The following is a 22,040-nucleotide window of genomic DNA, read 5'->3' as shown; positions in this document are numbered from 1 at the left end:
GGACACTGCGCCGCCCGAGAGCAGGCGACCTCAACTGGCGGGCGGCGACGATAGCCACTACCCGTCCTCCTGGTACAGCAAGGCTAAGAAACCGGTGAGGCTGCCCACAACGACAGGCAACCACGCCGCAGCGATGGGATGCATCAACTCAGCCTTGCTCAAATCTTCAGTTACTTTCGACAGCACGTAGAGCAGAAAGCCCGCGCCCACGCCACTCAAAACCATCTTCTGCACGCCGCCCATCCGAAAGAAGCGGAGGCTCACAGAAGCCGCCAACATCACCATCGCAGCCAGCAAAAACGGCTGTGCGATGAGCTTGTGATACTGCAAGCGATAGCCAGCCGTCGCGAACCCTGAGCTCTCCGACGAACGGATGTAGTTCGGCAGTTGCCAAAAGGACACAGTTTCCGGGGTGGAGAAACTGTTGCGCACCTGTGCCGGGGTAAGGGTGGTGGTCAGGTAGAAGGTGTCCTGATCCACCGGAGGCTTATCGAGGGTGAATCGGCGCACGCCCTTGAACACCCAGCGGCCGTCTTCGAGCGCCGCTTCGCGCGCTTCGATTCGCTCCTTGAACTGGAGCGCCGTATCGAATCGGAACACGGTGAGGCCGGTCAGCCGGACGCCCTGCTGCTCGCTGCGGGCCGCATTGATGATCGCCTGACCCTCGTCGTTGATCTGGTTCAGCCAGAAGCCGGACGCGTCCTGAATGCCGCCGCCGGGCGCCGAGCCGAACAGCTCGGCTTCCATCCGTTTGGACAGCTCGCGCAGATTGGCCGATACCGGATTGTAGGCGGTGGTCGCGAAGATGCCGAGCATGATCGCACTGGCCAGCGCCGGCGAGATGAATTGCCAGGCCGAGACGCCGGCGGCGCGGGCCACGACGAGCTCCAGCCGACGCGACAAAGCGAGGTAGCAGGTCATGGCGCCGATCAGCACGCAGAACGGCATCAGCTTCTCGAGCAGCTGCGGCACCCGGAATAGCGAAGTTTCCGCGACCGTGATCGCGGAGGCCGAGACGAGGCCCGACGTCTTGCGCACCATCTCGATGTAATCGACCAGCACGAGCAGCACGAAGATGCCCGCGAACACGCCCACCGCCGCGACCACGAAGCGGCCGGCGAAATAACGCCCGAGCGTGTTTGTGACCATGCTCATGCGGTTGCCGGCCTCCGGAAGAGGCGCGCAATGCGCTCGTTATTCCTGTCGATCGCTTCCATCAGCCGCGGCGGCGGTTCGACGACCACGCCGCCGACGATCATCCAGATGCCGATGCCGATGCCGCCGAACAGCATCAGATACTGCACCAGCGCCGCGAGCGGCGTCTTCACCGCCATGACCGAGCAGGCGAACCCGACCATGCGCAGGCCGAACACCGCGAATACCGAGCCGCCGATCGAGAAATTGCGGCTCTGGCGCGTGGTGCGCGGCGCGCCGAGGAAGGCGAAGGTGAGGGCAGCGAACGCGAACGGATAGATCGGCGCCATGAAGCGATCATGCAGCTCCGCGAAGAACTGGCCCGACAGTTGCTGATAGGTCTTGTCTTCCTCGTCCGGCCACATCAGCTCCCAGAGATAGCGCTCGCGAATCCCGAGCGTGACGTCGCGGCCCTGCGAGAATTTCGACATGTCAAAGGCGTAACGGGCGAACGCGACCAGCGCCGGATCACGCTTGCCAACCTCGAACCGTTGCAGATTGCCGTCATAGAGCACGAGGTACGAGCCTCGGTCGGTCTTCTGCACGGTGCCGTGGTCGGCGATGATGGTGACGCGCTCCTGCGGATCGCGGCGATCGTCGACGAAGACGCCGCCGAGCACGCCGCCGGGCAGGCGCTCGCGGATCCGGATCGTCAAGTTCTGGTCGAGCTGGGCGAAGCGGCCGGGCTGCAGGATGTTGGTCAGCACGTCGGCGGTGATCTCGGCGTCCCACTGCTTGATTCGGCGCATGCCGTCGGGGGCGAGATAGGCGCCGATGAAGGCGACCAGGGCCGCCACCACGCAGGTGGCAAGGAAGAACGGCCGGAACAGCCGGATCGGCGAGAAGCCCGCCGCGTTCATGACGATGATTTCGGAATCGGTCGCGAGCTTGTTCAGCGTATGGGAGATCGCGATCATCAGCGCGATCGGGGCGATGATCAGCACCAGGGCGGGAATCACAAGACCGGTGATGCCAAGGAAGGTGAGGATGGTCTGACCCTGGCTGGTCATCAGGTCGATGCCGCGCAGCGCCTGCGTAATCCAGATCACGCCGGTGAGGCTGACCAGGACAAGCGCAAACGACGCCAGCGTCGTCTTAAAGATGTACTTGTCGATCGACCCCATCGCTACCGCACGACCCCCAAAGGCCCCCTGCACGCAACCAAACGCACGGCTCTCGACCATCCCCGTCAACCCGGGTTCCCCTATGGTCGAGCCGCGGACCCGTCCGGCTCACTCTCTAGTCACTCTCTCACTACCATCCCTTTGATCCGTCAACAAAATGGCCGGGCCAAGGCACGCTTAATTTATGGTTAATTAATCGCTTTTGTGGCCTTCCGGCCACTCCGGCGCTTGGCAGCGGCGCAGCCGGCAGGTCATAGTGTATGACAAGCCCGGTCCGGACTGGTTCCGGACCGCCATCGCAATGCTCACCCCGCGTGCCGGAAGGACCGCCTCAGGTCCGAGCAACACCCTGAGTTCTGGAGGATTTTCCTATGTCCGACGCCGTCAAGGTCGGCTTTGTTCCGATCTCCGCGTCCGCTCGCGGTATTCTGGTGGTCTTTTGCGACGACCAATTGAAGCTGGGAGCCGCCGCCCGGAAGGCGCTGGGAGCCGCCGCCGAGACGGTCAAGCGGGCCGCGGCCGCCAACCAGTTCAAGGGCAAGAGCGGGGCGGTCCTCGACATCCTGGCGCCGGAGGGAATCAAGGTCGAGCGGCTGATCGTGATCGGCACCGGCAAGGCGGCCGACCTCAAGGAGAAGGATTTCCTCAAGTTCGGCGGCGTGGTGGCCGGCAAGCTCAATGCCGGCAGCGGTTCGATGACCGTGGTCGCGGAACTGCCCGATGCCGCGATGGCCGCCGGCCAGGCCGCCGCGATCGCCACCGGCATCCGTCTGCGCGCCTACAAGTTCGACCGCTACAAGACCAAGAAGAAGGACGGCGAGGACGGCGCCCTGCGGGCCGACGTCTCGATCGCCGTCGACGATGTTGCCGCCGCCAGGAAGGCCTATGCGCCTGAAGCGTCCGTCGTCGACGGTGTGAATCTGGCGCGTGAGCTCGTCAACGAGCCGCCGAACGTGCTGTATCCCGAGGAATTCGCACGCCGCGCCAGCCAGCTTCGCAAGCTCGGCGTCAGCGTCGAGGTGCTCGACGTCAAGGCGATGACCAAGCTCGGCATGGGCGCGCTGCTCGGCGTCGCGCAGGGATCGGCACGGCCCGGCCGCACCGTGATCATGCGCTGGAACGGCGGCAAGAAGAGCGAGGCGCCGGTCGCGTTCGTCGGCAAGGGCGTCTGCTTCGACACCGGCGGTATCTCCATCAAGTCGGCCGGCGGCATGGAGGATATGAAGGGCGACATGGGCGGTGCGGCCTGCGTGGTCGGGCTGATGCACGCGCTCGCGGCGCGCAAGGCCCGCGTCAATGCGGTCGGTGCCATCGGCCTTGTCGAGAACATGCCCGACGGCAATGCGCAGCGTCCGGGCGACATCGTCACCTCGATGTCCGGCCAGACCATCGAAATCATCAACACGGACGCCGAGGGACGCCTCGTGCTCGCCGACGTGCTCTGGTACGTCGCCAAGAAGTTCAAGCCGAAATTCATGGTCGATCTGGCCACGCTGACCGGCGCGATCATGGTCGCGCTCGGCACCGATCACGCCGGCATGTTCTCCAACAACGACGAGCTCGCCGAGCGCCTGGCCAAGGTCGGCCTCGAGACCGGCGAGAAGGTGTGGCGCATGCCGCTCGGCCCCGAATACGACAAGCAGATCGATTCGCAATTTGCCGACATGAAGAACACCGGCGGGCGCAACGGCGGCTCGATCACGGCAGCGCAATTCCTGCAGCGTTTCGTCGACGGCACGCCGTGGGCGCATCTCGACATCGCCGGCACCGCGATGGGCGCGCCGAAGACCGAGATCAATCAGAGCTGGGGTTCGGGTTATGGCGTCCGGCTGCTCGAGCGGCTGGTCTCCGACTATTATGAAGCCAGGAAATAGAGTGTCGGCCGGCGCATGACCGAGGTTCTGTTCTACCACCTGCAGAACATGACGCTGGAGAGCGTGCTGCCGCCGCTGCTCGAGAAGTCGCTCGAGCGCGGCTGGCGCGTGGTGGTGCAATCGACGTCGCGGGAGCGTGCCGAGACGCTCGACGCGCATCTGTGGACCTACAGCGACGATTCATTCCTGCCGCACGCGACCTCGCGCGTTGCCGACGCGCAGGACCAGCCGATCATCCTGTCGATCGAGGAGGGCAACCCGAATCGGGCCAATGTCCGCTTCCTGGTCGACAATGCGGCGCTGCCGGCCGACTGCGACAGCTACGAGCGGGTGGTCCTCGTGTTCAACGGCGACGACCCCGACGCGGTGGCCTCGGCCAGGGAAAGCTGGACCGCTTGCAAGGCGCGCGGCTTCGAGGTCACCTATTGGCAGACCGACGAGCGGGGACGCTGGCAGCGGCGCCAATAGCGATAGCTACTAATTAATGATAATTCGACGTTTCTTGGGGCGGGCCACGGTCATGCCGCAAAGTGATGTTCGGACAAGCCCTTAGGTAAGGGGTAGGAGCTTTGTCGATCGTGCGGGACGGAACATTCAGTCGGAAGTCGCTGCTGGCGTTGCTGGTGCTTGCACCGGGACTTGCCGGCTGTTCGGGCGCCGGATCCGACTTGTTTTCGCGCGATGCGGAATGGTTCTCGCGTCCCGGGCGGGTGTTCATCCGCAACATCTCGATCGAATCGCCGCCACTGACGCCGGACAAGCCGGTAACGAACGACGATCTCGTCAGTGCCGACGGCAGCTGTCCAGGCATGGCACCGCCGCCGGGCGCCACCGATGCCAACGCGCAGGCCGGCGGTGCACCGCCGCCGCAGCCAACGGGCGGCAGCGTTGCACTCGGCCACACTGAATGCGACGTCGTGCGCGGCATCGGCGCGCCCGACAGCGTCAACCTGTCCAGTGCTCCGGGCGGCGGGCGCGTTGCGGTCGTGACCTGGTCGCGTGGCGCGCGCGCCGGCATCTACACCTTTACCTCGGGGCGCCTGTCGTCCGTCGAGCGCGGCCCGGATCCCGTGCCCGAGCCGAAGCAGGCGAAGCCGAAGAAGAAAAAGACCTCGCACGGCTAGAGCGTTTTCGCCGCAGCGGCAGGCCAATGCCTGCATGCGCGGGCATGATACCGGACGCGCGGACATCACACCGGACAGAATGAGAGCCTCGGCTCCCTCCACGGGTCGTCCCTGCCTAGTGCGCAATTGCGCACGGGAGCAGGGACCCATACGCCGCGGCCGATGTGGTTGAGCGGACTCGTCGTTCGACGATCGCGCAGCAACGACCATCTGTGGTTATGGGTCCCTGCTTTCGCACTAGCGTGTCTACACGGTTTTGGGGCGCGACAGATTGACTCGGTGCAGCAAGAAGTGGCGTCTCTGCAGCATGTTGTATGATTCTCTCACTGGCGCTTTGATTCGAAGGAGCGCCAGCGATGCAGCCGGATTTGTCTTTGGGTGAGTTCGGGGACGTTCGTCTCGACAAAAGGGGGCGACGCTTCTGCGGGCTATGCTTTGCACGCGCAGCGTCTGCTTGCGCCAGATGGCCCGGGGCGATTGGGCTGCCAATATGGCGTTCTGGCGGTTTGTGAACAACCCCCAAGTCACGATCGATAAATTGATTGAGGGCTGGAGCGCGCAGACGCGGACTGCGGTCAGCGGGCGTCATGTGCTGGCGATCCAGGATACGAGCGAGGTCAAGTTCCAGACCCAGGCGGGACGGCGGCGCGGGCTGGGCAAAGTCGGCAAGGGCAATGCTCGCGGCGTGCTGTTGCATGCGATGATGGCGGTGGATGCCGACAGCGGGGTCTGTCTTGGCCTTACTGGCGGCAACGTTTGGACGCGCAAAGGCAAGGTAAAAATCCCGCATGAGCGGCGCGCCTTGGCCGACAAGGAGTCGGCGCGCTGGGTGACGGCCGCCGAGCAAGGCCGCGACGTCCTGGCAGATGCCCGCATGATCACCGTCGTCAACGACCGCGAGGGGGATTTCTTTGCTCACTGGGCGCTGACGCCAGCTGAGAATGTCCATCTTCTGTCGCGTGCCATGCACGACCATGCGCTGGTCGATGGCGACACACTTTATCAGGCGGTCGAGCGGAGCCGCTTCTGCGACAACGCGGTGATCGATCTGCCGCAGCGAATGGATCGGCGCGGCCGGCAGGCCCATCTCTCGATGCGCTTCGGAACCGTCGTGCTCAAGCGGCCGCAGAGGCCCGGCGTCACCGACTTGGCGGAGGGCATCAAACTCAGCTTCGTAGAAGTGGTCGAGTTGCATCCGCCGAGAGGTGCGGAGCCCATTCGCTGGCTGCTCCTGACCACTCATCCGGTCGCCACCGTTAAAGACGCCTGGCAGATCGTCTCCTGGTACCGCCAGCGCTGGATCATTGAGCAACTCTTTCGCTCGCTGAAGAGCCAGGGTTTGCGCATCGAGGATAGTCAGATCGAGAGCGCCGAAGGCCTGATCAAGCTCGTGGCGGTCGCCACCAGAGCGGCATGTATCGTCATTCAACTCGTTCAGGCCCGCAACAGTGGCGAAGAATTGCCGGCTGAATTTGTCTTCACCGCAGAAGAGATCGAGACGCTCAGGGCCATCAACAAAACCATGAAAGGTCGCACCGAGCTTCAGAAAAACCACCATCGCCCCAACACTCTTGCTTGGGCGGCATGGATCATCGCAAAACTCGGCGGATGGACCGGCTACGCCTCCCACCGTCAACCTGGACCAATCACCTTCCACACCGGAATGGCCCGCTTCCAAATCCTCGCAAATGGCCCGACAAACGTGTAGATGCACTAGTGCTTTCGCAGGGACGACATCGGATATGTGGCTCCGCCCGGTCTAACTCGCCGCTTCGTCGAGTTCGGCGCTGGCTTCCAGCCAGTCTTCCTCTGCGCGCTGTAACGCGCTCTCGGCGCCGGCGCGCGCCTTGGTCAGTTGCGCGGCCTGCTTGGGGTCGCGGGTAAAAATATCGGGCAATGCGAGTGCGGTATCGATCTTGGCGATGATGGCGTTGATGCGCTCGATCTCGGCCTCAGCTTGCGCGACCCGCTGCCTGGGTGAAGCACGCTTCTCGTTGCGGATGCGCTCCGGCTTCGCGGCCTCCTTGACGCGCTCGCGCGAGGCCGGCCGGCCGTCATTGGCCGACAGGATCATGCGTCGATATTCGTCGAGATCGCCGTCATAGGCCGTGACGGTCTGGTTGGCCACGACCCACAGGCGGTCGGCGCAGGCCTCGATCAGATAGCGATCATGCGAGACCATGATGATGGCGCCGGGGAATTCGTTGATCGCCTCCGCGAGCGCCGCACGGCTGTCGATATCGAGGTGGTTGGTCGGCTCGTCCAGGATGATCATGTTCGGGCCGTAGAACGTGGCAAGCCCCAGCAGCAGCCGCGCCTTCTCGCCGCCCGACAGGCTCTTCACCAGCGTGTCGCCGGCCTTGCCGGAGAAGCCGATCGCGCCGACGCGGCCGCGCACCTTGCTCTCCGGCGCCTCCGGCATCAGCTTGCGGATGTGATCATAGGGCGAGCCGTCGAGATTGAGCTCGTCGACCTGGTGTTGGGCGAAATAGCCGACCGACAGCTTGTCGGCCCTCGTGATCCGGCCGGCAAACGGCGCGAGCTTGCCCGCCAGCAGCTTGACCAGCGTCGACTTGCCGTTGCCGTTGGCCCCTAACAGCGCGATGCGGTCGTCGGTATCGACGCGCAGCGTCACGCGATTGAGCACCGGCTTGCCGGGCTCGTAGCCGACCGAGACGTCATCGACCGCGATGATCGGCGGCGACAGCAGCTTCTCCGGCGCCGGGAACGAGATCTCATGAACATCCTGGGTCACCAGCGCGGTGATCGGCTTCATCCGCTCCAGCATCTTCACGCGCGACTGCGCCTGCCGCGCCTTCGAGGCCTTGGCCTTGAAGCGGTCGACGAAATCCTGCAGGCGCTTGCGCTCATCGGCCTGCCGCTTGGCGTGCTTGGCGTCGAGCAATTCGCGCGCGGCGCGCTGTTCCTCGAACGAGGAATAGGTGCCCTTGTAGAGCGTCAGTCTGCCGCGATCGAGGTGCAGGATCTGATCGACCGAGGTGTCCAGCAGGTCGCGGTCGTGGCTGATCACGATCACCGTGCGCGGATAGTTGGCGAGGTGGTTCTCGAGCCACAACGTGCCTTCGAGATCGAGATAGTTGGTCGGCTCGTCCAGCAGCAAGAGGTCGGGCGCGGAGAACAGCGTCGCCGCCAGCGCCACGCGCATGCGCCAGCCGCCGGAAAATTCCGCGCACGGCCGCGCCTGGTCTGATGTCGAGAAGCCGAGGCCGGAGAGGATCGCCGCGGCACGGGCGGGCGCGGAATGGGCGTCGATGTCGACCAGCCGGGTCTGGATTTCGGCAATCCGGTGCGGATCGTGCGCCGTCTCGGCCTCGCGCAGCAGCGCGTCGCGCTCGAGATCGGCCTTCAGCACGACGTTGATCAGGCTTTCGGGCCCGTCGGGCGCTTCCTGCGCGAGGCTGCCGATACGCCAGCGCGGCGGAAGCGCGATGCTGCCGCTCTCGGTCGGGATGTCGCCCCGGATGGCGTGAAACAGCGTCGATTTGCCGACGCCGTTGCGGCCGACAAATCCGACGCGGGCTCCGGGTACAATTTGCACCGAACTGTGATCGATCAACAGCCGTCCGGCGATCCGGACCGAGATGTCAGTGATGGAGAGCATGCAGCGTTGTCACCGGACCCGCCGCCAAACGCAACCCCGTCTGTTCGCAAAATCTCTCCCGGGGCTGTTGCAAAAACGCAATTGGGCTGCTGTTCAGCCCTCAACACCTAATGGCGATCGCCTTCCCGTCGTTGCATCTCGTCGAGGAGTTGCTGCAGGCGAGACGAAAGTGCGGGCTCTGGCCGCATGCTTTGCTGAAGCCGTTCGCCTACGGCATCGCAGATGTAACGGCAGGTCTTGTGATCAATCTGATCGGCGTCCTTGTCGATCTTGCTCATTGTCATCGTCATGGCATGTCTCTTGGCGAGTTCCACCTCGCATGTTCGAGTAGCTCCTCGCCATGACAAGTCGCGACCCCGAATTTGGTTTCCGCGCCTTGCTCTCGCCTTGAGGTAGTGGGTCCCATCATATGCCCGGGTTCCCCCGGCGGACCCGAAAAAAGCCCCGGCGCGAGGGCCGGGGCGAGAAGCAAGTCAGGGGAGCAGTCGTAGATTCGATGGATCAGTAGCAGCGGTTGACCAGGCGCCAGCGGGGCCCCCACGGGGTCGGCACCACGCGGCGCACGTAGCAGCCGCCGCCGTAGCCATAACCGCCGTAATAGGCCGGGCCGCCGACGATGACGCGCGGACCGCCCCACCAGCCGTGGTGCCATCCACCGTGCCAGCCGCCATGCCAACCACCCCACGCAGAAGCGGAGGTCGGGGCGAGCGCGGCGGCACCGAGCGAAACCGCGGCGACGGCGGCAAGCGAGAGTTTGCGTAACATGATCGTCTCCTCGAGGTATGGGCGCGCGCGACGCGCCCGCGGTGACATTTCCCGAGACGTCCTGTGAGGCTTGCGGATGGGGGGGCCAGCAAGGCGTCCGATCGCTGCAGAGCCTATGTGACTTGAGCTGAACGGCAGCGGCACGGCGCTGACAGAATGGGTTCACCTAGGTGAAATCGCGGTAAGTTGGCCGAGCCGGCCGCTGTCCGGAGGGCGCCCTAACGACGGTTTTCGTCGTGAAAATGCGTCAAAACTAAAGGCTAACGCGTCACAGGGTCGCTTGCCGTTATCCCATCGCGCCGATATAAGCCCCGGCAACTCCCAGCCAAGTTTACAAGGACGAAATCATGGCGATTGAACGCACCTTTTCGATCATCAAACCCGACGCCACCGAGCGCAACCTGACCGGCGCGGTCAATGCGGTGATCGAGAAGGCGGGCCTGCGGGTCGTGGCGCAGAAGCGCATCCGCATGACCCGCGGCCAGGCCGAGACCTTCTACGCCGTCCACAAGGCGCGTCCGTTCTTCGGCGAGCTGGTCGACTTCATGACTTCGGGCCCGGTTGTGGTCCAGGTGCTGGAAGGCGAGGGCGCTATCCTGAAATATCGCGACGTGATGGGCGCGACCGACCCGTCGAAGGCCGCTGAAGGCACCATCCGCAAGCTCTATGCGAAGTCGATCGGCGAGAACTCGGTGCACGGTTCGGATGCGCCGGAGACCGCGGTGATCGAGATCGCGCAGTTCTTCGCCGGCAACGAGATCGTCGGCTGACACCGTATTGCTGAAAGTGGCGCGGTCTCCCGAGGAGACCGCGTCGAAGTAGAACCGGGGAGCGGCGGACGACCGCCGCCAGGGGCGGCCGCAAGGCCGAATAGGACTCGCTGTGGACTGGCTGTGGCAGATCTTTGATCCGGCGTACATCGGCGCGTTCTTCACCGAATTCAAGAACGAGATGGCGACGCCGACGTTCTGGGTCGCCGTCGGCAAGATCATCTGGATCAACGTCCTGCTGTCGGGCGACAACGCGCTCGTGATCGCGCTCGCCTGCCGCGGGCTCGCGCCGCGCCAGCGCCTGTGGGGCATGATTCTCGGCGCCGCCGCGGCAGTGCTGCTGCGCGTCATCTTTACCGGCATCGTCGCCAGCCTGATGGAGCTTCCCTATTTGAAGCTGGTCGGCGGACTGGCGCTGATCGTGATTGCCGCCAAGCTGCTGGTGCCGGAGCAGGAGGACGAGGACAGCGTGCACGCGGCCGCGCATCTGTGGGCCGCGGTTCAGATCGTCGTCGTCGCCGACATCGTGATGAGCCTCGACAATGTGATCGCCGTGGCTGCCGCCGCTAATGGCAGCGTGCCGCTGCTGGTGCTCGGACTTGCGATCAGCGTTCCCCTGATCGTTGCCGGCGCGGCGCTGATCATGGCGCTGCTCACCAAGCTGCCGGTCCTGGTCTGGGCCGGTGCCGCGCTGCTCGGCTGGATCGCGGGTGACGTCATCGCGACCGATCCCGCCGTGCATCCGAAGCTGGACGCGCTGTTCGCCGGACCGCTCGGTACCAAGCTCGATTCCTGGCTGACGTCGGTCGGGATGTCGCCGCAATTCGCCCATGGCGGCAATGGCGGCGAGATCGCGCTCGCGGTGCTCGGCATCATCGTGGTGCTGGTCGTGGGGTCGATCTGGCGCCGCCACGCACTCCGCAAGGCCAAGCACGCCGCCAAGGCGGCGTGAGCCCTAAATCGCGATGCGATTGGGTCGAGCTCGTTGTTTGAGCATGATCTCCGCGCAAACGCATTCCGCGTTTGTCGCGAGGGAAAACCGCTTCGCACTTTTCCGGATCATGCCCTAGCGCCGCACGATCGAGCCGGCGCGCCCGACCAGCCGCGCCAATTGCTTGAAGCGGCTGCCGACGCGGTCGGCGACCAGATCCACCATCCGGTGCTCGAACACCAGCATCAGCTTGCGGCCCTGGGTGCGGAAATGGGTTGCCGGCAGCACGCCGGTGCGCGCCGCCGTGATCAGATGCGCGACGCGAAATGCGGCGCCGAGCACGCGGGCGCGCTCGTCCATCGCCGGCGTCACCAGCGCGCGGATCTGCGGCGGCGGCTCGTTTTCCTCGCTGAGCCCGGCGTAGCGATAGAACACCGAGAGCGCGACGAAGGCGCGGCCCTGATGCGTGATCGAGCCGAAATTGCCGTTCATGATCAGGCTGAGGGTTTCCTCGCCGCGATGATCGGGATGCACCCGCCAGCCGATGTCGGAGAGCAGGCAGGCGACGTGCCGCAGCCTGCGGTCTTCCTCGGTCTCGCGTAGCCTGACGACGCGCACCAGCCGGTCGGTCCACGCCGTCAGCTCCTGGGCGTGGCGGGCCGAGCGCGACAGCAATTCGTTGAGATTCTGCGCGGCGCAGAGCAGTCCGTCCTTGGCGCGTTCGGCCTGCGGCAGCATCTCGTAGAGCAGGCCCTCGCGTACGCCGAAGGTCGAGAACACGATGGTCTTCGGCTGGGCCACGCGGATGATGTATTCGAGCACGAGCGCGGCATAGGCCAATAGCGGCCGCCGCGCGTCGGCGACCGACTCGATATTGGCCAGCATGTTGGTGGCCGCCAGCCGTCGCAGCCGCTGCGCGAAGTCGAGTGCGTCGGCCGCCGGGATCGAATAGCCGTGCATCACCTTGAGCGGGTAGCCGCTCTGGATGATGTGAATGCGCGCCAGCGCACGCCAGGTGCCGCCGACGGCATAGAAGGTGCGGCCGCGGCCGGTCTTGAGCTGGGCGACGCCGAGCAGCTCGTTCTTGACGATGCGTTCGGCGCGCTTGAGCGATTTGTTGGAGAGGTCCTGCAGCGCGAGGCTGCCGAGCGGCAGCGTCACGCCGCTGCGCACGCGGCTGCCCTTGACATCGATCAGTTCAAGCGAGCCGCCGCCGAGATCGCCGACGATGCCGTTCGGATTGTGCACGCCCGAGACGACGCCGAGCGCGGATAGCTTCGCTTCACGCGGCCCGGTGAGGATCTCGATCTTGGCGCCGCAGATGCGCTCGGCCTTGGCGATGAAGTCCGGACCGTTCTTGGCGTCGCGGCAGGCCGCGGTCGCGATCGCGTAGACGCGGCCGACTTGCTGGATCTTGCACAGCGCACGAAAACGGCGCAGCGCGGTGAGCGCCTTGTTGACGGCATCGGTTGCGAGCAGGCCGGTGCTCTGCACCTCGCGCCCGAGCCCGCACAGCGCCTTCTCGTTGAAGATTGTGATGAGGCTGCGCGCCATCGCCTCGTAGACCACGAGACGAACCGAGTTCGAGCCGATATCGATGACAGCGACGCTGGAAGCGCGCTTCCGCGGCCGCTTCACCGTAAGGCCCCCTTAAGACGATGGCTGCTGACGCTCGTTGCGACGCGTGAGACGGCGCGGTGAAGATTCCTTGAGAGACTTACCACGGCCGGACAGACTCGGATTTGTCATAAAGTAGTCATGCAGATTGAAGGGCTCTTCGCCTTTCGCGGCCTTCATACGCGTTGACGACCCATCCGGCAACAATTGCCAGCTTTGCTCGGTGTCCTTCAGGTTCGCGACCATGATCTGTTCGAGAACCTGCTGATGCACCGTGGGATTTTGCAGCGGACAGAGAACCTCGACGCGGCGGTCGAGGTTTCGCGGCATCATGTCAGCGGACGAGATATACACAGCAGCTTTTGTGCTCGGCAGGCCCTGACCCATGCCGAAGCAATAGATTCGGCCGTGTTCCAGGAACCGGCCGATCACCGATTTGACGCGGATGTTCTCCGACAGTCCCGGCAGCCCCGGCCGCAGGCAGCAGATGCCGCGCACCACGAGCTCGACCGAGACGCCGGCCTGCGAGGCCTCGTACAGCGCGTCGATGATATCAGGGTCGACCAGCGCATTCATCTTCATCCAGACCGCGCCGGGCCGGCCGTGCTTGACGTGGGCGATCTCGCCGTGGATGTGCTCGATGATCCGCTTGCGCAGCGTCAGCGGCGACACCGCCATCTTCTCGATGTCGCTCGGCTCGGCATAGCCGGTGATGTAGTTGAAGACCCGCGCGACGTCGCGGCCGATGATCGGATCCGAAGTGAAGTAGGAGAGGTCGGTGTAGATGCGCGCGGTGACCGGGTGATAGTTGCCGGTGCCGGTGTGCACATAGGTCGTGAGATTGCCGCCCTCGCGGCGCACCACCATCGACAGCTTGGCATGCGTCTTCAATTCGATGAAGCCGTAGACCACCTGCACGCCGGCGCGTTCGAGGTCGCGGGCCCAGCGGATATTGGCTTCCTCGTCGAAGCGCGCCTTCAGCTCGATCAGCGCGGTCACCGACTTGCCGGCCTCGGCGGCTTCCGCCAGCGCGCGCACGATCGGCGAATTGTTCGAGGTGCGATAGAGCGTCTGCTTGATCGCGACCACGTCGGGATCGCGTGCCGCCTGCTGCAGGAACTGCACCACGACGTCGAAGGATTCGTAGGGGTGATGGACCACGAGGTCCTTCTGGCGGATGGCGGCGAAGATATCGCCGCCATGATCGCGCACCCGCTCGGGGTGGCGCGGCACATAGGGCGGGAATTCGAGGTCGGGGCGATTGAGGCGGGTGAGCTGCGACAGCTCGTTCATCGCCAGCACGCCGTCGACCAGGATCACTTCGTCGTCTGCGGCCGACAAGGCGTGCTGCACGAAGATGCGCAGCTCTTCGGGCATCGTGGCCTCGATCTCGAGCCGGATCACCGACCCGCGGCGGCGCCGCTTGAGCGCGGTCTCGAACAGGCGAACGAGATCTTCGGCCTCTTCCTCGATTTCGAGTTCGGAGTCCCTGATGATGCGGAATGCGCCTTGGCCCTTGACGGTGTAGCCGGGGAACAGGCGGCCGATGAAGAGACCGGTGGCCTGCTCCAGCGTGATCAGCCGCGCCGGCGCGCCTTCCTTGGTGGAGGGGATGCGGATGAAGCGGTCGATCTTGCCGGGCATGCGGATCAGCGCGTTCATCGCCTTGCCGTCGGAGATCCGCGACAATTGCAGCGCCACCGTGAAGCCGAGATTCGGGATGAACGGGAAGGGATGCGCCGGGTCGATCGCCAGCGGCGTCAGCAGCGGGAAGATGCTGTGGAGGAAGTGATCCTCGATCCAGCTGCGCTCGGACTTGGTGACGTCGCGGCCGTCGACCAGCTGGATGCCGACCTTGGCCAGGATATCCCGCAGGTCGCTCCAGATCGCCTGCTGGTCGGAGGCGAGCTGCGAGACGGTCTTGTTGATCATCACGAGCTGATCGGCCGGCAGCAGGCCGTCCGGGCTGCGCTCGGTAATGCCCTCGCGGACCTGCGCCTTGATGCCGGCGACACGGACCATGAAGAACTCGTCGAGGTTATTCGCCGAAATCGACAGGAAGCGGACCCGCTCCAGCACGGGATGGCCGAGATTGACCGATTCCTCGAGCACCCGCCGGTTGAAGTGCAGCCAGGAGAGCTCCCGGTTGATGAAGCGTTCGGGGCTGGTCGCGATTGCGGGAATGGCGGGAAATTCCGCCTCTTTTTCTTTGATTTCAGTAGCTTGTGCCGAGTCCATAAAGTGCTGGTCCAATTCAGGGCAGGGGCCGGGGCGGTGTAGCCGAGAGCCGCAGAGACCATGTGATATTGCGATGACGTTTCGATGACATTGATGTTCCGCTCGCCTGCGCCGTCAAGCCGCGGGATGGATCAGGCGTCGCGCAACAGCTCCGCCGCCAGCGCCCGCGTGACGGGACGGCCGAGCCGGAGTGCCTCGGTATCCAGGAGCTCGACCGCCTGCCGGACGGCAACGTAGGAACGCTCGATCCGGTTGCTCAGATAGCTGACCAGCGGTTCGTCCACGCTCATCTGGCGGTCGGCGCAGAACTTGACAATCAGGCCGCGGAACAGCTGGTCGTCCGGCGGCAGCAGCGTCACGGTCGGCACCGCGCGGAGCCGCGACCGCAGGTCGCGCAATTCGATCTCGAACGCCGAGGGCGGAATGCGCGCCGTGATCAGCACGTAGGCATCGTCCTGGCGCGCCAGATTCATCAGATGAAACATTGCGCGCTCGTCGAAATCCGCCGGCCTCAGGTCTTCGACGACGAGCGCACCGGTCGCAAGCGCGGTCGGCACCGTGTCGGCGGTCAGCGCATGCGCCGCGGTCGAGCGCGCGCCGGCGCTCTCGGCCCAGATCGCGGCGAGGTGGCTTTTGCCGGAGCCGTCAGGCCCGACCAGCAGCATGATTCGGTTTGGCCAGTCCGGCCAGCCGTCGATCAGCGCCAGCGCCGCCTCATTGGCAGGGCCCTCAAGGAAATCGTCGCGGGTCAGCTTCTCCTCGTGCGGCAGGGCCAAGGCCAATTGACGAGGTTGAACGCTACTGGCCACGCAGGTCTCCAAACCACTTCATTTTAGCCATGCGCAAACGCGTCGCGTTTGTCGCGGGAAAACCGGCTTCCACTTTTCCGGATCCCGCCTACCGAGCTTCGATGGTGCTCATGTGCCGCACCCACTCCACGAGATAGAGGGACACCGAACCCAAAGTAAAGATCGTGACCAGGCCCATCAGGATCAGGTCGTAAGGATGTGGCTGAAAGCCGAAGCCGAGCGAGGCCAGCACCAGCGCTGCGAACGCGACCTGCGCCACCGTGTTCAGCTTCGACACCATCAGCGGCTTCATCTCGACCGGCTTGTCGAACAACCATGACACAATCACGGCGGAGACGATCATGATGTCGCGTGACACCACGAGAATCACGATCCAGCGCGGCACCGCGCCCCAGATTCCGAGCGCGACATAGATCGACACCAGGAGCGCCTTGTCGGCGAGCGGATCGAGCAGGGCGCCGAGCTCGCTCGTCATGTTGAAGCGCTTGGCGAGGAAACCGTCGACCGCGTCCGAGACGCCGGCGATCACGAAGATCGCGAACGCAATCTCCATCTGGCTGGACACGATGGCCCAGACGATCACCGGCACCAGGATGATGCGGCCGAGGGTGATGATGTTCGGAATGCTCAACTTGGATCGCTTCCCGGCTAGAAGCCTGATTTTACTCGATATCCGGCTCTTTTGCGCAGCCGCCTTGTGTTATCTACATAGTATCGCGGCGGCAGCGCCGCGAGCCATTGCGCGGGGGCGGAATTCCTCGTAACCAGCCCCTGATCATCTGGAATTGGGCATGACCGAGCGCAAAAACGGGCTCACTTACGCGGATTCGGGTGTCGATATCGACGCCGGCAATCGACTGGTCGATTTGATCAAGCCGATGGTGCGGGCCACCGCGCGGCCTGGCGCGGACGCCGAGATCGGCGGTTTCGGCGGGCTGTTCGACCTCAAGGCCGCCGGCTTCAAGGATCCGGTCCTGGTGGCCGCGACCGATGGCGTCGGCACCAAGCTGAAGATCGCGATCGAGACCGGCATTCATGGCGGTATCGGCATCGATCTGGTCGCGATGTCGGTCAACGACCTCGTCGTGCAGGGCGCGGAACCGCTGTTCTTCCTCGACTATTTCGCCTGCGGCAAGCTGCACCCGGAGGCCACCGCGCAGATCGTCGCTGGTATCGCCGAGGGCTGCCGCGAATCCGGCTGCGCGCTGATCGGCGGCGAAACCGCCGAGATGCCCGGCCTCTACAAGGATGGCGATTACGACCTCGGCGGCTTTGCGGTCGGCGCGGCCGAGCGCGGCACGCTGCTGCCGACCGCGAATATCGCGGCGGGCGATGCCGTGATCGGGCTGGCTTCCTCCGGCGTGCACTCCAACGGCTATTCGCTGGTGCGCAAGATCGTCGAGCAGTCCGGCGTCGCCTATGACGCGCCGGCGCCGTTCGCGCCGGTCATGACGCTTGGCGCAGCGCTGCTGACGCCGACCAGGCTCTATGTGAAATCCTGCCTGCGCGCGATCCGCGACACCGGCGCGGTGAAGGGGCTCGCCCACATCACCGGCGGCGGCTTCACCGACAACATTCCGCGCGTGCTGCCGAAGCATCTCGGCGTCGGCATCGATCTGGCGCGGCTGCCGGTGCTCCCGGTGTTCAAATGGCTGGCCGAGCAGGGCGGCATCGCCGAACTCGAACTGCTGCGCACCTTCAACTGCGGCATCGGCATGATCGCGATCGTCAAGGCTGATGCGGTCGACGCCGTGACCGAGGCGTTCACCGCCGGCGGCGAGACCGTGACGTTGCTCGGCGAGGTGATCGAGGCCAAAGGCGAGCATCGCGTGATCTATAACGGTCATCTCGATCTCTCGCGATGAAGCGCCGCGTCGCCATCCTGATCTCCGGCCGCGGCTCCAACATGGCCGCGCTGATCGAGGCTGCGAAGGCTGCGGATTTCCCAGCCGAGATCGTGGCCGTGATCTCGAACCGCGCCGATGCCGCCGGGCTCGAGAAGGCGGCCGCCAGCGGCATTGCGACCATCGTCATCGAGAGCAAGCCGTTCGGCAAGGACCGCGCCGGCTTCGAGGCCGTGCTGCAGCGCACGCTCGATGACAGGCAGGTCGAGTTGATCTGCCTCGGCGGCTTCATGCGGCTGTTCACCGCCGAGTTCGCGCGGCACTGGTACGGGCGGATGCTCAACATCCATCCCTCGCTGCTGCCTTGCTTTCCGGGTCTCGATCCGCACGGCCAGGCGTTGCGTGCAGGGGTCAAGCTGTCCGGAGCGACGGTGCATTTCGTGATCCCGGAGACCGACGCCGGACCGATCGTGATGCAGGGCGCGGTCACGGTCGCTGACGACGACACCGCCGAGACGCTCGCCGCGCGCGTGATCACCATCGAGCATCGCATCTATCCGGAGGCGCTGCGGCTGCTGGCAAGCGGCCGGCTCAAGCTCGAAGGCGATCTCTGCAAGACCCTGGGCAGCGGCGCAACCGACCATACGCTGATCGCGCCGGCGCCCTAGCGCGCGGTTGCAGGAGACATCCCCCGGGGTGATGCGGCCGGGGGAGGCATCAGGATGAATTCCGCTGGCAGCGGCGTTCAGTGAACCTTGAGGTTCTCTGCCGACGCCTTGCCGCGGTTCTCCACCAGCTCGTACTCGACGGACTGGTTCTCGTTCAATGTGCTGAGGCCCGCGCGCTCGACCGCCGAGATATGGACGAACACGTCCTTGTCGCCGACGGCTGGCTTGATGAACCCGTAACCTTTGGTCGGGTTGAACCATTTGACGGTACCCTTCGGCATCGTCTCTCTCCCAGTTTAGACATAAAAAAGACGCGGCCACGTTTTCCACGTGCCACGCCACAAGCGGACTTTGCGCTGTCTGTTCACTTCCCGGGTCGTCAGATCCAAAGTCTTCAAGTCCGAAGTTTCGCCTATCGAAGCCCTGTACATCGAAGCCTTGGATATCAACGTCGCGAAACGCACAGTCGAACGGCCGCAATCCGATTGTGAGGGGATTGCAACACGAAAATTGCGCCTTAGCAAGCGCGGTGGTTTTGCGTGACGCAACCTCAGCCTGTGCCGGTCAAGCTTCGGCGCAACCTGTTCGGCCACTGGCCGACTGCCGGTGGAACCTGGGGCGCACCAGGCGAACGGCGCGCGCTAACCCCGGTCCACCCGCACCACGCGGCCCTTGTCGATCGCGAGCGCGAGCTGGCCGTGCTTGAGCTTGAGCGCGGCCTCGCCGAACAGTTCGCGGCGCCAGCCGTGCAGGGCGCCGACCTCGGCCTGATCGCTGGCAGCGATCTGCTCGAGGTCGTCGACGGTGGCGATCACCTTGCTGGCGACGCCGTGCCGCTCCGAGGTCATGCGCAGCAGCACCTTCAATAGTTCGACGGTCGCCGCACCGTTGGAATTGTTTCTCGGCTTTTCCAGCTTGGGCAGCGTGGCCTGGTCGCGGGCGAGCCCGCGCTGCACGGCAGCAATGATGTCGGCGCCCCATTTCGAGCGCTCAAAGCCCTTCGGCAGCGAGCGCAGATTGCCGAGCTTCTCCAGCGAGGTCGGCGCATGGGTGGCGATATCGCCGACCGCATCGTCCTTGAGCACGCGTGAACGCGGCACGTCGCGGCTCTGCGCCTCCTGCTCGCGCCAGGCCGCGACCTCGATCAGCACCGCGAGCTCGCGCGGCTTGCGGACGCGGGTCTTGAGCCGCTCCCAGGCGCGCTCGGGATGGAAGTCGTAGGTCTTCGGCGAGGTCAGGACCTCCATCTCCTCGCTGACCCAGTCACTACGGTCGCGCTTCTTCAGATCGGCATCGAGGGCTGCGAACACTTCGCGCAGATGGGTCACGTCGGAGACGGCGTAGTGGAGCTGCTCGTCGGTCAGCGGCCGGCGCGACCAGTCGGTGAAGCGATGGGTCTTGTCGGGGCGGTGGCCGGTCACGCGGTCGACGAGCTGGTCATAGGCGATGCTGTCGCCATAGCCGAGCACCATGGCGGCGACCTGGGTGTCGAAGATCGGATGCGGGATCGTGCCGGAGAGGTGCCAGACGATTTCGATGTCCTGCCGCGCGGCGTGGAAAACCTTGAGCACGGCCTCGTTCGACATCAAGTCGAAGAACGGCTTGAGGTCGATGCCGGGTGCCAGCGCGTCGACCACGACCGCTTCTTCCGCGCTCGCCATCTGCACGACGCAGAGCAGCGGATAGTAGGTCGTCTCCCGCAGGAACTCGGTGTCGACAGTGATGACCTTGTGTTTGGCGAGCCGGTCGCAGGCGGCGGCGAGGTCGGAGGTCGTGCTAATCAAATCCATGAAGTGTCCATAACGGCTTGACCACACGCGTTCTGCCGAAAGGGCAGCTATGTCAAGGGTCTTGCAGGGATTTTGGCCCTGCGCGGGGTGAGGGACGGGCCGTTTTTGAATTGATTGGGCGTGATTCGAGGGTGTTTTCGGCCCGGTCGTGCCGGCAGTTCGTCGGTCGTCCGCCATCTTCGGTGTCACCGCCCGGCTTGACCGGGCATGACGAACGGGGGCTGAGCGCCACAGGCGATAGCCCGCTGGCGCCGGGACGCACGACCAAAATATCGAAAACAACCCCATGCAAAGGAGCCGACAGCTAGCGGTGTTCGACACGGCAAGTTCGACACGGCAACTTGACACGTCGGGCAAATCAGCGATATTTTTCCATTATTCCGAAGTCATGCGTCGCCACGCTTGGGGCTGTGACATTTGCGGACTTCTGCAACCGACCCGTCATGGTGACGAGGCGCACCGCGCCGTCATTGCGTCCCCACTTGCAGCTTTGATCGCCCGGCTCGACCGGTTGAATCCGCCCAGTATTCCAGAGACAGTTGTGCTCGAACCGAGAGGCCGCGGCGTACTGGATCGCCCGCTTTCGCGGACGATGACAGTCGTAGTGGGGGCGCGCCGCTGCGGGAGCCTGCGCCGTCGGGATGGCGATTTGGGTCAACCGGAATGCTGAGCTTTCTCGGGGGCCGGCTTGCCTGGCCGATCATGGGTGCCGTACTCTGCCAAAGCAACCTGAAGTCGATGACCAACGAGGAGCCGCTATCGTGATCGCGACGCAGCCCGGGGCTGTCACCAGCGAGCTGTTTCAAATCGCCTCTGAAGTCCCAGAACAACGCCGCGATGCAGTGCTCGAGAGCATCAACAGCATCATCGACACGAATTGGCTGACGGAGGAAAAGTTCTGGTCCCACGAACACTCTCCGTTCAAGCCCGACCACGGCATTGTCCTGCTCCATCACGGCGGTGAATGCGTGGCTTACCTCATCATTCAGCGCCTCGCCCTTGCCGGCACGTCGGTGATCTATCTCTCGGGTACCGCCGTCAGAGACACGCATCGTGGTCGCGGCTCTTTCAAGCGGATGTTCGATACCGCTATGACGGCGGAGTTCGGTCACCCGGCGGCGCCGGCTGAATTCTGCTTGTGCTGGCGAACGAGAAATCCCGTCATCTACGTGCTGGGTCGCGCGCAGTGCCGCAGCGTCGTGCCGGCTATCTCGGACGACGCGCGCGGATGATCTCGACGATCTCTGTCTCAAACTGGCTGCAACCCTGTACCCTCGTCAAACCGTCGAGAAGACGACGATGGTGATGCGGAGGGCCTATGGCCGGCTTCGCTATCGCGATGAGCCGACGACCCAAACCTCGCCGGATGTCGACCGATGATTCGCGCAGACCATCCCCAACAGCGCTGATGCGGTGTTCTGTGCCGGATTGGCGAGCAATCGCTGGTCACGGCGCTGAGCAGCGTTGCCAACGACTGGATAACCCAGGACGGGCAACTCAGTGGCAGGGGCTGCCCGCCATAGCGCGCAAAATCGAATGGCTCCGCGCGCAAATTCGTACGTCACGCCATCGTTCGCCGGGCGCCTTTGTCGCGCCGAGTGCCGAGCATGCCGGAGGTCGGATGGTGGCGCCCGAGGGGGCGACTCTGGTTTCGCCTACAGCGCCATCGC

General features: G+C 64.6%; 20 protein-coding genes. 9 read left to right on the top strand and 11 right to left on the bottom strand.

Features of this window, described 5'->3' with window-relative positions:
* Nucleotides 1–57 precede the first annotated feature (57 nt).
* Together lptG and lptF are read right to left on the bottom strand one after the other, a co-directional pair.
* On the bottom strand, nucleotides 58–1,155 hold the full coding sequence (lptG, locus tag ACVIYL_RS34575; protein WP_028335173.1) for an LPS export ABC transporter permease LptG: 1,098 nt from the start codon (nucleotides 1,153–1,155) through the stop codon (nucleotides 58–60).
* Complete coding sequence (gene lptF / locus ACVIYL_RS34570; RefSeq protein WP_456780656.1) at nucleotides 1,152–2,318, bottom strand: LPS export ABC transporter permease LptF; 1,167 nt, start codon at nucleotides 2,316–2,318, stop codon at nucleotides 1,152–1,154. The genes lptG and lptF overlap by 4 nt, the downstream gene beginning before the upstream one ends.
* Before the next feature lie 371 nt (nucleotides 2,319–2,689).
* Between lptF and ACVIYL_RS34565 the strand changes: the two genes are divergently transcribed.
* From ACVIYL_RS34565 to ACVIYL_RS34550, 4 genes are all read left to right on the top strand, one after another.
* Nucleotides 2,690–4,192, top strand: coding sequence for a leucyl aminopeptidase (locus tag ACVIYL_RS34565; RefSeq protein WP_456780655.1), 1,503 nt, complete (start codon nucleotides 2,690–2,692; stop codon nucleotides 4,190–4,192).
* A 15-nt stretch (nucleotides 4,193–4,207) separates the two neighbouring features.
* Nucleotides 4,208–4,660, top strand: a complete 453-nt coding sequence (locus tag ACVIYL_RS34560) for a DNA polymerase III subunit chi (protein ID WP_456780654.1) — start codon at nucleotides 4,208–4,210, stop codon at nucleotides 4,658–4,660.
* A gap of 101 nt (nucleotides 4,661–4,761) precedes the next feature.
* Nucleotides 4,762–5,316: a hypothetical protein gene (locus ACVIYL_RS34555; RefSeq protein WP_083715152.1), complete on the top strand. Its 555-nt coding sequence runs from the start codon at nucleotides 4,762–4,764 to the stop codon at nucleotides 5,314–5,316.
* A gap of 463 nt (nucleotides 5,317–5,779) precedes the next feature.
* Nucleotides 5,780–7,024: an IS4 family transposase gene (locus ACVIYL_RS34550; RefSeq protein ID WP_456781775.1), complete on the top strand. Its 1,245-nt coding sequence runs from the start codon at nucleotides 5,780–5,782 to the stop codon at nucleotides 7,022–7,024.
* A 51-nt stretch (nucleotides 7,025–7,075) separates the two neighbouring features.
* Here the strand turns inward: ACVIYL_RS34550 and ACVIYL_RS34545 are convergent, their stop codons facing one another.
* From ACVIYL_RS34545 to ACVIYL_RS34535, 3 genes are all read right to left on the bottom strand, one after another.
* Nucleotides 7,076–8,938, bottom strand: a complete 1,863-nt coding sequence (locus ACVIYL_RS34545) for an ABC-F family ATP-binding cassette domain-containing protein (protein WP_253608912.1) — start codon at nucleotides 8,936–8,938, stop codon at nucleotides 7,076–7,078.
* 107 nt (nucleotides 8,939–9,045) lie between these two features.
* The gene (locus tag ACVIYL_RS34540) at nucleotides 9,046–9,228 is read right to left on the bottom strand and encodes a hypothetical protein (protein WP_038377182.1); all 183 of its coding nucleotides are present in this window, start codon (nucleotides 9,226–9,228) and stop codon (nucleotides 9,046–9,048) included.
* A gap of 211 nt (nucleotides 9,229–9,439) precedes the next feature.
* On the bottom strand, nucleotides 9,440–9,703 hold the full coding sequence (locus ACVIYL_RS34535; RefSeq protein WP_018271306.1) for a hypothetical protein: 264 nt from the start codon (nucleotides 9,701–9,703) through the stop codon (nucleotides 9,440–9,442).
* Nucleotides 9,704–10,050: 347 nt separating this feature from the next.
* On the opposite strand from ACVIYL_RS34535, the gene ndk reads away from it, so the two are divergent.
* The gene (ndk, locus tag ACVIYL_RS34530) at nucleotides 10,051–10,473 is read left to right on the top strand and encodes a nucleoside-diphosphate kinase (protein WP_016847423.1); all 423 of its coding nucleotides are present in this window, start codon (nucleotides 10,051–10,053) and stop codon (nucleotides 10,471–10,473) included.
* Nucleotides 10,474–10,585: 112 nt separating this feature from the next.
* On the top strand, nucleotides 10,586–11,425 hold the full coding sequence (locus ACVIYL_RS34525; protein WP_076831988.1) for a TerC family protein: 840 nt from the start codon (nucleotides 10,586–10,588) through the stop codon (nucleotides 11,423–11,425).
* Between the two features lie 114 nt (nucleotides 11,426–11,539).
* Here the strand turns inward: ACVIYL_RS34525 and ppx are convergent, their stop codons facing one another.
* The 4 genes from ppx to ACVIYL_RS34505 form a co-directional block, all read right to left on the bottom strand.
* Nucleotides 11,540–13,042 carry an exopolyphosphatase gene (gene ppx, locus ACVIYL_RS34520; RefSeq protein WP_225159070.1) on the bottom strand — a complete coding sequence of 501 codons (1,503 nt, stop codon included), beginning with the start codon at nucleotides 13,040–13,042 and terminating at the stop codon, nucleotides 11,540–11,542.
* A gap of 12 nt (nucleotides 13,043–13,054) precedes the next feature.
* The gene (locus tag ACVIYL_RS34515) at nucleotides 13,055–15,259 is read right to left on the bottom strand and encodes an RNA degradosome polyphosphate kinase (RefSeq protein ID WP_076831991.1); all 2,205 of its coding nucleotides are present in this window, start codon (nucleotides 15,257–15,259) and stop codon (nucleotides 13,055–13,057) included.
* A gap of 131 nt (nucleotides 15,260–15,390) precedes the next feature.
* The gene (locus ACVIYL_RS34510; protein WP_310879486.1) at nucleotides 15,391–16,068 is read right to left on the bottom strand and encodes a P-loop NTPase family protein; all 678 of its coding nucleotides are present in this window, start codon (nucleotides 16,066–16,068) and stop codon (nucleotides 15,391–15,393) included.
* 88 nt (nucleotides 16,069–16,156) lie between these two features.
* Entirely contained in the window at nucleotides 16,157–16,699 is a 543-nt protein-coding gene (locus ACVIYL_RS34505) for a CDP-alcohol phosphatidyltransferase family protein (RefSeq protein WP_028332358.1), read from the bottom strand.
* A gap of 160 nt (nucleotides 16,700–16,859) precedes the next feature.
* On the opposite strand from ACVIYL_RS34505, the gene purM reads away from it, so the two are divergent.
* Both purM and purN read left to right on the top strand, forming a co-directional pair.
* Entirely contained in the window at nucleotides 16,860–17,933 is a 1,074-nt protein-coding gene (gene purM / locus ACVIYL_RS34500; RefSeq protein ID WP_456780653.1) for a phosphoribosylformylglycinamidine cyclo-ligase, read from the top strand.
* The gene (gene purN / locus ACVIYL_RS34495; RefSeq protein WP_456780652.1) at nucleotides 17,930–18,580 is read left to right on the top strand and encodes a phosphoribosylglycinamide formyltransferase; all 651 of its coding nucleotides are present in this window, start codon (nucleotides 17,930–17,932) and stop codon (nucleotides 18,578–18,580) included. Before purM ends, purN begins: the two co-directional genes overlap by 4 nt.
* A gap of 77 nt (nucleotides 18,581–18,657) precedes the next feature.
* On the opposite strand, the gene ACVIYL_RS34490 is transcribed toward purN, so the two are convergent.
* Together ACVIYL_RS34490 and rnd are read right to left on the bottom strand one after the other, a co-directional pair.
* Nucleotides 18,658–18,861: a cold-shock protein gene (locus tag ACVIYL_RS34490; protein WP_016847412.1), complete on the bottom strand. Its 204-nt coding sequence runs from the start codon at nucleotides 18,859–18,861 to the stop codon at nucleotides 18,658–18,660.
* Nucleotides 18,862–19,221: 360 nt separating this feature from the next.
* Nucleotides 19,222–20,370 carry a ribonuclease D gene (gene rnd, locus ACVIYL_RS34485; RefSeq protein WP_456780651.1) on the bottom strand — a complete coding sequence of 383 codons (1,149 nt, stop codon included), beginning with the start codon at nucleotides 20,368–20,370 and terminating at the stop codon, nucleotides 19,222–19,224.
* Between the two features lie 761 nt (nucleotides 20,371–21,131).
* On the opposite strand from rnd, the gene ACVIYL_RS34480 reads away from it, so the two are divergent.
* The gene (locus tag ACVIYL_RS34480; protein ID WP_456780650.1) at nucleotides 21,132–21,602 is read left to right on the top strand and encodes a hypothetical protein; all 471 of its coding nucleotides are present in this window, start codon (nucleotides 21,132–21,134) and stop codon (nucleotides 21,600–21,602) included.
* Nucleotides 21,603–22,040 lie beyond the last annotated feature (438 nt).

Source organism: Bradyrhizobium sp. USDA 3315 (genome assembly GCF_054056795.1).
Note: the sequence above shows the minus strand (reverse complement) of the source record. Positions and strands in the feature narration are given on the sequence as shown.